Source organism: Lysinibacillus sp. COL-1, assembly GCF_059814265.1.
Genome location: NZ_JCAWSJ010000004.1, coordinates 3,101,105 through 3,114,515 on the forward strand (window position 1 = coordinate 3,101,105; position 13,411 = coordinate 3,114,515).

Annotated in this window: 10 protein-coding genes; all 10 read right to left on the reverse strand. The window is 37.9% G+C overall.

Annotated elements, in window-relative coordinates:
- Positions 1 to 284: 284 nt before the first annotated feature.
- The 10 genes from hemL to AC6BKE_RS23645 all read right to left on the reverse strand — a co-directional run bounded on the left by hemL (position 285) and on the right by AC6BKE_RS23645 (position 13,384).
- The gene (gene hemL / locus AC6BKE_RS23600; RefSeq protein ID WP_089934695.1) at positions 285 to 1,577 is read right to left on the reverse strand and encodes a glutamate-1-semialdehyde 2,1-aminomutase; all 1,293 of its coding nucleotides are present in this window, start codon (positions 1,575 to 1,577) and stop codon (positions 285 to 287) included.
- Positions 1,578 to 2,558, reverse strand: a complete 981-nt coding sequence (gene hemB, locus AC6BKE_RS23605; RefSeq protein WP_036123992.1) for a porphobilinogen synthase — start codon at positions 2,556 to 2,558, stop codon at positions 1,578 to 1,580.
- Positions 2,555 to 3,316: a uroporphyrinogen-III synthase gene (locus AC6BKE_RS23610; protein WP_342544108.1), complete on the reverse strand. Its 762-nt coding sequence runs from the start codon at positions 3,314 to 3,316 to the stop codon at positions 2,555 to 2,557. Before AC6BKE_RS23610 ends, hemB begins: the two co-directional genes overlap by 4 nt.
- Positions 3,306 to 4,238: a hydroxymethylbilane synthase gene (hemC, locus tag AC6BKE_RS23615; RefSeq protein ID WP_342544109.1), complete on the reverse strand. Its 933-nt coding sequence runs from the start codon at positions 4,236 to 4,238 to the stop codon at positions 3,306 to 3,308. The genes AC6BKE_RS23610 and hemC overlap by 11 nt, the downstream gene beginning before the upstream one ends.
- A gap of 18 nt (positions 4,239 to 4,256) precedes the next feature.
- The gene (locus AC6BKE_RS23620; RefSeq protein WP_036123979.1) at positions 4,257 to 5,084 is read right to left on the reverse strand and encodes a cytochrome C assembly family protein; all 828 of its coding nucleotides are present in this window, start codon (positions 5,082 to 5,084) and stop codon (positions 4,257 to 4,259) included.
- Between the two features lie 182 nt (positions 5,085 to 5,266).
- The gene (gene hemA / locus AC6BKE_RS23625) at positions 5,267 to 6,631 is read right to left on the reverse strand and encodes a glutamyl-tRNA reductase (RefSeq protein ID WP_036123975.1); all 1,365 of its coding nucleotides are present in this window, start codon (positions 6,629 to 6,631) and stop codon (positions 5,267 to 5,269) included.
- 198 nt (positions 6,632 to 6,829) lie between these two features.
- Positions 6,830 to 9,751: a VWA domain-containing protein gene (locus AC6BKE_RS23630; RefSeq protein WP_340811802.1), complete on the reverse strand. Its 2,922-nt coding sequence runs from the start codon at positions 9,749 to 9,751 to the stop codon at positions 6,830 to 6,832.
- A gap of 18 nt (positions 9,752 to 9,769) precedes the next feature.
- Positions 9,770 to 11,218 (reverse strand): S-layer homology domain-containing protein, encoded by a 1,449-nt coding sequence (locus AC6BKE_RS23635; protein WP_036123969.1) that lies wholly within the window; start codon positions 11,216 to 11,218, stop codon positions 9,770 to 9,772.
- Between the two features lie 193 nt (positions 11,219 to 11,411).
- Entirely contained in the window at positions 11,412 to 13,070 is a 1,659-nt protein-coding gene (locus AC6BKE_RS23640; RefSeq protein ID WP_036123966.1) for a hypothetical protein, read from the reverse strand.
- A 140-nt stretch (positions 13,071 to 13,210) separates the two neighbouring features.
- Positions 13,211 to 13,384 carry a YjfB family protein gene (locus AC6BKE_RS23645; RefSeq protein ID WP_082673761.1) on the reverse strand — a complete coding sequence of 58 codons (174 nt, stop codon included), beginning with the start codon at positions 13,382 to 13,384 and terminating at the stop codon, positions 13,211 to 13,213.
- Positions 13,385 to 13,411 lie beyond the last annotated feature (27 nt).

Here is a 13,411-nt window from a genome sequence, read left to right on the forward strand (position 1 = left end):
GAATAGCTATATTATAAACGATATCGCCCACAATTTGGCCATGCTGAAAGATATAATTTTAACAAAAACAGGTCCTTCATCCAGTATAGAAGTTCTTATTTGCTAGTTAATATATGCTATACTTTCTCTTTTGCTCATTCATTGCTCAAGTACTAGAATGACTTCCATCATAGAAAACTATTAATCGTAAGCGCTTGCGGTTTTCTGTCTCTGTCGCTTCACTTTAAGCTGAATTAAGCTAAAAAAGGCACGCTAGATTTGTTTCTAGCATGCCCTAAACTTTGTTATCTTGCTAATTGTGCAAATACTTTATGGAAGGCATCCACTGTTTTAGCCATATGTTCTTCCGTATGCGCTGTGGAAATAAATAATCCCTCAAACTGAGAAGGTGGTAGGAAAATCCCTTCCTCTGCCATCAGGCGGAAGTATTCAGCGAATAATTGTAAATCAGATGATTTAGCAGAAGCAAAATCAATAACATCTTCATTCGTAAAGAAGAAACCAATCATAGAACCAGCACGATTAACTGTGTGCGGAATATTGTATTTTGTTGCGGCTTCACGGAAACCTGCTTCCAGCAGATCACCTAATTTTTTAAAGTAATCATACGTACTATGGTCTAAGCGTGATAACGTTTCGTAGCCGGCTGTCATCGCTAATGGATTCCCAGATAGTGTACCTGCTTGATAAATAGGGCCAGCTGGTGCTACTTGCTCCATAATCTCTTTTTTCCCAGCAAACGCTCCTACTGGCAGACCACCACCGATTACTTTTCCTAAAGTAGTTATATCAGGCGTGACATCAAAATAGCCTTGTGCACAGCCATAATCTACACGGAAACCTGTCATAACCTCATCAAAGATTAATATTGCACCGTGCTCCGTTGTAAGGGCACGTAGACCTTCTAAGAAACCTGGCTGTGGTGGTACAACCCCCATATTCCCTGCAACTGGCTCCACAATGACTGCTGCTAGCTCTGCACCAAATTTCTCGAACACCGTTTTTGCCCCTTCTAAATCGTTGTAGGCAACTGTTAACGTATTTCGAGCAATATCTGCCGGTACACCAGGGCTGTCAGGTAAGCCTAATGTGGCTACACCAGAGCCAGCCTTAATCAATAAGGAATCACCATGACCATGATAAGAGCCTTCAAATTTTAAAATCTTATCACGTCCAGTAACACCACGAGCTACACGTAAAGCAGACATAGTAGCCTCTGTTCCTGAAGAAACAAAGCGAATCATTTCCATACCTGGCAGACGATCTAAAACTAATTGAGCTAAACGATTTTCTGTATAGCTTGGCGCACCAAAGGAAGAGCCTTTTGCTGCTGTGTCAGCAATTGCTTTCACTACCTCTGGATGAGTATGGCCTAAAATCAGTGGCCCCCAAGATAATACATAATCAATATATTCGTTGCCATCAATATCTTTAATAATAGCACCGTGGCCAGATTCCATGAAAATCGGATCCATATTTACTGATTTGAATGCACGTACTGGGCTACTAACGCCACCTGGCATTAATTGAACAGCTTCAGCATAAGCTTGCTTTGATTTTTCGTAAGAACGTGTCATTTATTTCTCCTCCAACCAACGTGCAGCATCTTTTGCATGATACGTAATGATTAAATCAGAGCCTGCACGTTTCATACCTAGTAATGTTTCAAGCACAACTTTTTTCTCTTCAATCCAACCATTCATAGCAGCCGCTTTAATCATTGCATATTCACCTGAAACATTATACGCAACAAGCGGTAGTGGATAGTTATTTTTCATATCTCGAATAATATCTAAATAGCTAAGGGCAGGTTTTACAATTAAGAAATCTGCGCCTTCTTCGATATCTGACTCTGCCTCACGGAAAGCCTCTAAACGGTTCGATGGATCCATTTGGTAGGACTTACGATCACCAAATTGCGGTGCACCATCTGCAGCGTCACGGAACGGACCATAGTAGCTAGATGCATATTTGACTGCATACGACATGATTGGAATATGCTCAAATCCTGCTTCATCTAGACCAGCACGGATTGCTGTAACAAAGCCATCCATCATATTAGATGGAGCAATAATATCTGCACCAGCTTTTGCTTGTGACACAGCTGTACGGGCTAACACATCTAATGAAGGGTCATTTAAAATCTGATCGCCTTCAATTAAGCCACAATGTCCATGGTCTGTAAATTCACATAAGCATGTATCGGCAATGACTAATAGCTCAGGATGACGTGCTTTAATAAGTCGTGTCGCTTCTTGAACAATGCCATGATCATGGAACGCACCTGTTCCAACAGCATCTTTTTCAGCTGGTAAACCAAATAAAATAACCGCAGGAATTCCTAATGCTACAACCTCATCAATTTCAGCTTCTAGTTTATCCAATGAAAATTGAAAAACGCCAGGCATTGAATGTACTTCATTTTTAATATTTTCGCCTTCAATTACAAAAATAGGATAGATCAGGTCCTCTTTATGTAAGTATGTTTCTTTTACCATTGATCTCATCGTTGCATTAGCACGCAAACGACGATGTCTTTGAAATTGTAGTTTTGTCATGATTTGTCCCCTACTTTCATAATTTCTTCGATAACTGCTTGCATGGTATATACACTTGGCATAATCTCCACAGTAGCACCGTATTGTTCAAGAGCCGCTTCCGTAATATGACCAATGGCTGCAATACGAGTTGCTCGCCAGCCAACATGTGATGCTACATCCCTTGCATACACATCAACAGCTGATGGACTAGCAAAAATGACCGTGACATCTTGATGTTGATCGATGCATTTGAGAATAACTGAGGTTTGATCATGTCGTTCCCTCGTTTCATAAACAGTCCACTCTTTTACTTCAAAGGGCAGTCCATCCTTCAGCGTACTTTTCGCCTTCTCTCCACGAATAAACAAACATCTCGGAAGATTACCTGCTACACTCGGAAATTCTTGGACGAAAATATCAGCACTAAATACAGAAGGCATAAAGCTCACTTGAAATCCTAGCTTTTCTAATGCTGTCGTTGTTTTTGTTCCAATGGAAGCAATTTTCCCTTGGAAGTGATCGGCATTCAAATGATGCCGCAGCATTTTACGAGCAAAAGCATCGACAGCATTTTGACTCGTAAAAATAAGCCAATCAAATTGATTCGCACAATTCAATCGTTCAGCATCATGATTGTCTAATCGTTCGCATGTTTCAATTAATGGGGCAATGATGGCATGGCCACCTAAAGCTGTTATATTGTCGACAATGGTTGTTGTCTTAGATGTCCCCGTTAAAAGGATCGTTTTACCTTTTAGGGGTAAATTACTTGGCATCTTGCTCTGCCTTTACACGTTGAATTAGTTCGAAAGCGCCCTGTTCTGTTAAAATAGCAGCCAGCTCTTCCCCAATTTTTTGTGCGTCTGTTCCTACTACTGTTTCCTTATACAAAACAGAAGCATCTGGAGCTGCGACAAGGCCAGTTAATGTCATTTCGCCCCCATTTGAAGTGGCATACCCAGCGATTGGTACCTGACAGCCACCATCCATTGCTGCCAAAAAGGCACGTTCCGCATGTGCCTCTTGCCAAGTGAATGGATCCGTTAATTTTCCTAACTCAGCTAATAGCTCCGCATCATCTCCACGACATTCAATACCAAGAGAGCCTTGCGCTACTGCTGGCAGACAATGTTCTACAGGTAAAAACTCTGTGACTACATCATCACTCCAGCCAAGACGTTTCAAACCAGCGGCTGCTAGAATAATTGCATCATATTCCTCTGTCTCCAACTTAGCTAAACGTGTATCAACATTTCCTCGAATCCATTTAATCTCGATATCTGGGCGTACTGTTAATAGCTGTGCACTGCGACGTAATGAACTTGTCCCAACTACCGCTCCCGCAGGAAGTTCTGCAAATTTAACATGACCTTTCGAAATAAAGGCATCACGTGCATCTTCACGTGGAGGAATGCAACCAATCACTAACCCTTCTGGCAACACAGCAGGCATATCTTTCATAGAATGGACAGCAAAATCAATTTCTTTATCGTAGAGGGCTTGCTCAATTTCTTTCACAAACAATCCTTTTCCCCCTACTTTTGAAAGCTGCACATCTAAAATTTGATCCCCTTTTGTTACGATCTCTTTTACTTCAAATTCGAATGGGGCACCAGCCGCTTTTAATTCATTAATGAACCAATTTGTTTGAGTTAGCGCTAGCTTACTTCTCCTAGAACCTACAATAATTTTTCTCAACAGTCTCCAACCTTTCTTCTAATACCATAAATGGAATCGCGATAAACTACTTCCTAGGAAGAAGTTCACAACAACTAATAGATAGGCATAAATATGTACCCATGCATAAGTTGTTCCTGTCAGCTTGCTTTTGCGATTCACATATAGGATAAAGCAATACAAAATTAAAATAATGAAGGACCCTATGATTTTCGAATCGAAAATCGAAAGACTCTCTAATGTTAATAGTGCCCATTCAAACCCTAATATTAAACTTATAAATAACATCGGAATCCCAATAAAAAATGAAATATTCATCCAGCTACTCGTTTGCTGTAGGGATGGTAATCTTGTCCATAAATGTGTCCACTTTTTCTTTTTCAGTAAACGATATAGAACGAGATACAAAATGGCAAACACGAATGTTAAAGTGAACGCTGCATATGACAGTATCGCAAATGATATATGAATAAAAAGCATTTCCGAAATTAATGTCTCTCCGACGGCTCCTGTAGGGCGTTTAGGCATAAATGTAAAGATACTAGCGAATAAAAATCCTAGTATATTAATAATAAACACCGGTAAGTCCACCTTCGCAATACAGTGAAGGATAATCGATAACGTCACAAGTAACCAGGAATAAAATAAAATTCCCTCGGACAAGGATAGAATCGGAAAACGCTTTGTTTCCACAAATGTTAAAATAATAATGGCACTTTGAATCACCCATACAAATGAAACAAGCCAAAAAGCAATGCGTCTTGCTCGTACTTGCTTATAAAAATAATCAGTAAAGTAAAAAACTAGACTGATCGCATACAAGACGATCATCACTTCATATAGTCTCGTCATGGTCAAATCAGCCAATAGACATCCCTTCTTTGTAGTAAAATGGTCAAGCTAGTATCTCTCAGAAAACAAAAAAAACGTTTTCGTATCCTTAGTTTACCATACAGATACGAAAACGCCTCTTGTAATATCAGTAGAGAATCCAATTGCGCGAAGTACTTACGTACAACCATTTTGGCTACGCGTACACATTGGATATTTTAGAAAGAGTACTTTGGCTCAGCAGAAGTTTGAGATGCCTTTGAGCGTTCTTTACGCTCAAGATCTTGCTTTGTCATCTCCTGAACTTCAACTTCAACAGCCTCTTCTATACCAAAAATTTGTTGGAATAAACGTAACTGTTCATTTGCTTTTGGTTCATTTGCCAATTCTTTAGCTTGTAAAATTGGCTCTTTTAACAATTGATTGATAATAGATTTTGTATGTTTGCTTAAAATTTTACGTTCACGATCCGTTAAATCTGGCATTTTATTTTCGATACTAATCATCGTCTCTTCTTGAATACGATTAGCTTTTTTACGTAACGCTGAGATGACTGGTACTACACCAAGCGTTGCTACCCAGTCTTTAAATTGGTCAACTTCTTTGCCAATCATATCTGTAATATCAGCAGCAGCACGTTCACGCTCTGCTAAATTCGCTTCAACAATACCTTGTAAATCATCAATATCATATAAGAAAACATTTGGTAAGTCGCCTACTCGTGGATCAATGTCACGAGGAACAGCAATATCAACCATAAACAAAGGTTTTCCTTTACGTAAACGTTCCACAAATTGCATCAGCTCATAATCAATAACAAAATCTGTTGCACCTGTTGAAGTGATTAAAATATCCGCCTCTAAGAGAGAACATTGCAATTCCTTCATTGACTTGGCTTCTCCGTGGAATTTAGCTGCTAAAGTTTCTGCTTTTTCAAATGTACGGTTGATGACAGTAACTTTTCCTACACCACTACCGTAAAGATTCTCAATAGCAAGTTCCCCCATTTTTCCTGCACCTAAAATAGCTACATGCTTACGTTGTAAAGAGCCAAAAATTTTCTTAGCTAATTCAACGGCTGCATAGGAAACAGATACTGCATTCTCACCAATCGCTGTTTCATTATGTGCACGTTTTGCAAATGTTACCGCTTGCTTAAATAGCTGATTATAAACCGTACCTGTTGTACCAATCTCTTGTCCACTTAAAAAGCTTTTTTTTACTTGCCCTAAAATTTGCGTTTCACCAAGAACCATTGAATCAATTCCAGCTGTCACTTTAAATAAATGTTCGATTGCCTCATCTTCTTCACGAATCGTTAAATACGAAGAAAATGTCTCCACAGGCAAATCAAACCATTTGGCTAAAAATTGTTTCACAAAATGACGTCCAGTATGCAATTGATCCACAACAGCATATATTTCTGTACGGTTACAAGTCGAAACAATAACGTTTTCTAAAATACTTTTTTGCTTTTGCAGCGCTTCCATTGCTTGTGGTAGTTCACTCTCAATGAATGATAACTTCTCACGTATTTCAACAGGCGCTGATTTATAATTCAAGCCTACTACGATGGTATGCATGAATAACACCTCACACGTTCTAATTCACAAATCTCATTATAGCACAGTTCGACAATAGTTCATCACTAATTTGTGAACATGTCATGAAGAACTGCAATTCGTCATCTACATTAGAATTATTATAAACTAAGTGTAACAAATTATACGTCTTGTTTCAAATTAAAAAACTGCCCCCATTGTTTGGGGGCAGTTTGCTTATTAATTTGTAATTGTAACTGTTTGTAACGCGATTATATTGCCATCTTTATCATATGCCACAAACTGGATTTCATTATTGACTTTAAAGTCCTGCATCGTTTGTACAGTTTTCGTTAACATATAAACATGATCACTACGCTTTTGTAATTCAAATTGGACATCTCCACTAATCGAATTGTAGCGTACATTCATCTTATCAACGTTTTGACAATTACCATCAACTCGAGCGCTCATTGTAAGATAGCCTTTTCGTAGCGAAACGCTTGTTTCTTCAAATAAATCTTCCGGGTTGATACAGCTTGAAGCAGGTGTTTTACATAAAATAGTATCAATTAACTTCTGGAACACTTGATGCAATTTTAGATTATCAATCGCATGGAAATATGCTCCGCCAGTTTCTGTAGACAATTGCATTAATGTGGCATCATTTACTTGTGATTTTTTGCCCATACTTACAGTGTACACTTTAACGCCTTGCTTTTTCGCCTCATTAATAACCTTCGTCATTTTGGTTTTACTTGTTTTACCGTCAGATACTACGACAATCGCTTTGGCTGTTTTTGTATCATTTGAGAATTTTGTTAGTGCGATATCAATACCAGCAAAAATATCTGTCGCACCCTTCTCTTTGGATGCTTTGTAAAGATCTTTCTTCAGCACAGCATCTGTCGTCCCTTCACCAAGAACCGTTGCTTTTGTATTCGTTTCGATGACGATATTATTTTTTGCTTTCAATTGATTGATTAGCTCAATCATTTTTTTGCCACGATAATTCGTTGGATCAACTGCCTTCATAGAAGAAGAATAGTCGACTACATAGGCAATCTCTGTTGCTAACGAACATGAATTTTTACTAAAGTATGGATTAGTAAAAATATCTTTCGTTACTGTTTTATCTTTTAAACCCCTTAAAATTGTTGCATAGCGAGGATCTATTGGATTAACGAGTGTTGCCTCCACTTTTGATTTTCCATAAATAACTGAGTCAAAGTAGGCTACGGCCGTACCTGGGCTACCTGTATTATTTAATGGATCTGAAGTATTCGTAATGAATGAAGCTGTTTTTTCCACGCCATCATACTTAATTTTAACGGTTCCTTGATAATCCGTCACAGGCTCTCCACCAGGGCGAACTAAAGTCACCATAACTTTTGTATATCGATCTTTCCCAGATGGTCTTGAGGCTGCATCGGCACTTTCTTTCAATGCATCTACACGTTTTTTGTAGGCCTCTACTTGCCCAAGTAATTTCCCGCCTTGATATTTTAATAACACCGTACGGTCATAGTTACTTAAGTTAGTGAAGATAGCATAAATTTTCATCACACTATCATAGTGCTCTAATGTTAGATTTTTTTCATCTGGCATTTCTTTCATAAGTTGAATAATGGCGCCGACCGGATTAATATTTTCAACCTGTGATGCAATATCATCATCAATCCCTTGAACGCGATAAATTGGACGACCGTCTTCCGAAATCATATACATGATTTCAGTTTTAGCAGGTGTAGTCACAGAGTCGAGAAGACGACCTTTTATTAGTTCTTCAAATAAGAAAACGGAAATATCATAGTTTTCAAATTGTAATATTGCATGTTCATACCCTAATGCTGGATATCTAGGGTCAGATCCACCATAACGCAAATAGACATTTTGTACATTCCCCAAAGCATCTGTTACATTTGTTTGCTGCCCAATACTAAATAGCTTTTTATCCCCATCATAAGCAAAAGGAATTGGATCATACACATCAATTAAGTTTTGTGTGAAGAACTCTGGCAATTTTTCATAAGGGATATATGGAGGTGTCACATTGCCATTATCATCATCTGAATTTGCAGGATCATATACTTGATAATCAATACGTAATTCTGGCTGTGGTGCGTAACGAACTTCTGCATTTAGCTTCTCCCCAACAAGACATTTCATAGCTGGATCTGTATTATTCACTAGCTCAAAAGAGATAGTATCACGTACTGATTTAGTTAATGATGGTGCGATAACGATAGCTGATACAGTCGAGCCGTCAGATTGGACAGTTTTAACTGCTTCTCCAGATGTATCAACGATTGTGCCGTAAGATGACGTAACTTTGAACGTATACGATTTATCATCCGCAATCGGGTCACCATTACAAGCCTTTAGCGATACGGTCACAAGTGTAGAATCTACATCGTTCGCAATTAAATCTGGCTTTTCCACCACAATGCTTTGCAATGCATTATTAACATTGCTAGGACCAGTAAAATCATTGGAATTATCCTTTGGTACTTCAAAATCAGAACTGTTGGAGCCCATGAAACCAGGCGGTAAAGTGATACTGTCATTATCACGACCTGCTGCACTACGTTTTAATCCTTGTACAGCAAAATTGCCATTTTGAACAGCTCTATATAAAAAGGTTGCAACATCACCACGTGTTAGTTTAGTAGAAGGATTAAAACTAGCAAATGTTTTTTTGCCTGAACTACTTGTAGATAGTTCATTTGAATATAAATATTGTACAGCCTGTGGTTCATCTAAATCTAAGCCTTTAAAGGCAGCATAAATTCGAGCAAATTGGCCACGTGTAACGGCTTTTGTTCGATTAGCATTCACATTTGTACCATTAAACGGTAAATAAAAATCACTATAGAAATTATAAGCAACACTATCAATATATGATAATGCATAGTTACGATCCAGCTTAGCAAACATCAAGATAAGCTCTCGTTCCGTTACTTGTTCATTTGGTAAAAAGTTATTGGCATTGTTCAAAGACATTAGGTCATTGTCAACTGCCCAAGAAATAGCCTTATAATTATTGCTATTTGTAGGAACATCTTTAATTGTTGGAGCTGCTTGCGTGACGACAGGCGTTGCTGTCATCAGTATTAGCATGAAGCAAAGCGTAGTGAGCAGTGCTTTTTTTACATAGGTCATTTTTGTTCAGTCCTTTCCTTAGTTAAAGAACAATATGTCATCACGATAGTTTTGCTTTAAGTCATCTTCTAAATATTTCAAGAAACGCTCTAGAACAACTGATGCCTCTGCACGAGTTAATGGTTTATTTGGATTAAAACGACCGGCCGAGTCGCCAATCATAAGACCAATTTCATTTGCAATATAGATGCCATCTCTTGCATAGTTTGGAATCTGGTTTTCATCTTTAAATTTCGTTATATAGCCAGGATTTGGTGCTCTATTTTCAAGGCCTAAGGCACGAACAAAAATAGTAGCAGCCTGTGCTCTTGTTATGGCACTATCTGGCTTAAAGTAATCAGCAGATACACCCTTAATTATCCCTTTGTTTAAGGCTGACTCTATATAACCATAATCTTTAACTGAACGCTTTAAATCTCTAAACACGCTTGTAGTTGCAGTCTTTTTCGATTTCTTTTCTTCAAACACACGTAAATCTACTGCTTTACCAATTGCTGTTGTAAAGTCTATGCGTTTCATCGGTGTGTTTGGAGAGAAGAAATTACTTGAATCTGAATAAATTCCTAGAGAATATAGCTTTTCAATGGCTTCTTTTGCGTAGTGATTAGTTAAATCACGGAATTTAGGAATAATAAGGCGCTCGATCGTTGGCATGTATTCTGTATCTAAATCAAGCGTACCTTTTTGTCCAGAAGATAAATCATAAGTGTATTCTGAAATAACATCCTTTTCACTTAAAACTGCATAGCCACCCTCAAAACTTCCTAAACTACCAAGGTTTTCTTCATAATTTAAAACACGTGATTTACTTGTAGACAAACGATTTTTCACATGGCTTGTCTTGCCATTACTATAGGAATAAACTGACTCTGTAATTTGTGTTTCTGTTGCTCCCCAAAAATTTTCATAGCCAGCATGTCGACTATCTGTTTCAATCGTTACTGTGTTTTGAACTGCGTTTTTTCCTTTTCCTGTTTCAAATGCATACGTTTTTCGCGAGATTACATTTCCTGAGTAATAATCAGAGGCTGCACGATTATCCGTAACCGTTCCTTGAGAAAATTGATAATCGACTAATGTATAAGTAATAGATCCAATCGTAATTTTCTCCGTATACTTTTTAACCTCACCATTGGATGTTTTTTGGCCGAGTACCGCATAATCTACTACATCAGATTCGTAGGCAATATTTCTTGTCAATGTAGCCCCATTGCTTGCCGTTAGCTTCATGCTATACGTTTCTGTTAACTTACCTTTGGATTCCTTTTGTGCAATTTTAAGATCTTTACTTGTTCCCTTAAAAATAACTGGTGTCCCTGACAGGAACACGGCTTCCTCATATGTATACTCGTTTTTTACAGCACCTGTTGTTTCTAATGAAGCAGCCGATGCATTGAACGGGATAGTAGTTCCAATTACAAAAATAACAAGAACTACCAACGTTATTTTGGATAAATATTTTTGCATTTGCTTTTCCTCTCTTTCACTGTGCATGAAGTGCATAATGAAGCTTGGTCTCATGACTAACAAAAAATCTGCTCGTCTATCGAATGTATTCAAGCCTATGCGAAGTACCTTCCTCTTTTCAGATCATGTATACATCGCCTTTTTGCAAATACTATTCGCATTAGACTCACAGATTCTTTCTTTGTCTTTTATGCTAATCTACTAAAATAAAATGAGCTTTCACAAATCGATCGGATAAGACAACTAAACGATCGGATGGTTGTAAGTCAGAAGCTTGAATGACTTTTCCCGCTTTAATCAACGTCGCTTGGTCAATATTCACATTAACCATTTCACCCGCTTCATACCAACGACCATTTTGCCATTGGCTCACACTCTTGACATTTAGCACAGCAGGGTACGTAGATTTTACTGATTGTAGCTTCCCTGTCAGCATTAATGGAGCAACAGGTTTAGCATTATTTAAAATATGAAGTGCTTGTACATGCCCTTCCTTCACATAGAAGTAACCATAATCACCTTCAGATAAGTAAAGTTCAATATCCGGCATAACACTATACGTTTTATTGCCATCATCCACTAAAGCTTTTGTGGAATTACTTACTGACAGTACTGTACGTTCGGTTTTCTTGAAAACATTCGATTCAATTTTCATCGCATCGTCAATCTCAATTAAATAACCATCTGCTTGAGCTAAGCGTCCATAATATAATTCATGACCAGCTAAGTTAGGTGATATAAAGCTATCACTTGTCACTTGTACCACCTGTGCATAATGATCACGAGCAGCACCGTCTGTAATGACAAAAGCAGTACCATACGCCATCAGCCCAGTAGGTTCAATTAAACGCCCATTCCGAATTAAAATGGTACCATTATGGAAGTACATTGAGCCCGCTGTTTTTAGTTTCAACAGTTTATAATCTGTATCTACAGAAAGCATTGGCTCATAATACGTTCGCTCATTATTTTTCAATACTACAATCTTCTCAATGACTTCTTTCCCAAATTGTTTAACTGTCGCATAGTATGCTTCACTACCTATATAATTTTTCAGTTGACCTTTCTCTACTTTCGTATTGCCAACATATATTGGCACCTTGGATGTAAAAGACATTGTCGAAAGGTCATTTGTTGTTTGTGAGCCAAATTGCCAATTCACAAAGGCATGTTGGTTTTTCACGGTTAATTTATTAGCATTTGGATTGACCGCTTGTATTTCGCCTTTGTATAAGTTTTCCACTAGAGTACCTGTTTCACTAATGGCTACTTTCGTCACCACAGAGGTATTTTTATTTTTAAAACTTAATTTAACTCGATCTCCAACATATAACGCACTAATATCTGTTGCTGAAGAGCCTTTTTGATAATTGGTTTCTTTGTTTATATAGTAGGTTGTTTCTGCACCAACATCTGGTTTTACCATAATAAATAATCCATTTGGATCAATACTCGTTACGACACCAGCCGACGTTTTAACGCTACCTCCAGTTGATGTTCCATTCGTTTCTATTGGTGTATTAGATGTACCACGAAGTTCTACAACACTTCTTAAGGATATTTCAGCTTCCACTGCCATGCCCATTTTAAAGCCCTCAATAGTCGTAGACGTATTATTAATTGATAAACGAGTGTTCTTATTAATATTGAATGTGACTGTTCGTCCACGATCATTTTGCAATGTCACTTTGCTAAGCTGCTTTTCTATCGTACCATCTGGCTTTGTATATTCTGAATACGTTACATCGACAAAGGTCCCCGTCACCAATTGGGCTGCTTTTGCAGGTTGGCTAAAGGAAAAACCAATAACCATCAGTAACATCAGCATTAGTATGTATGAATACTTTCTCAAAAATCCTGCCTCCTTACTAAATATTAGTAATAGTATATCGTATTATTGGTAGTTTTTCTTATTCGAAAAGTTACATTTTAGAAGTTTCAAACATTCTTAAAAGTAAAGGTAGCTTTCAACTTCAAGCTACCTTGCCTGCATTACACTTGAATGTCTATTGTATGTCCGGCTGTTGGATGTGGAGCATCTAACATTTCAACTAATTGTTCTGTGTTTTGTTGCTGCATATCCATAGCCTGTTTCGTAACAGCTAAAGATACATTTTGCATAAGTGTCGCTTGATTCATTGCCATTGATAAAGCTGCGATATCCATCTAGTCCACCTCCTATCTCATTTATCG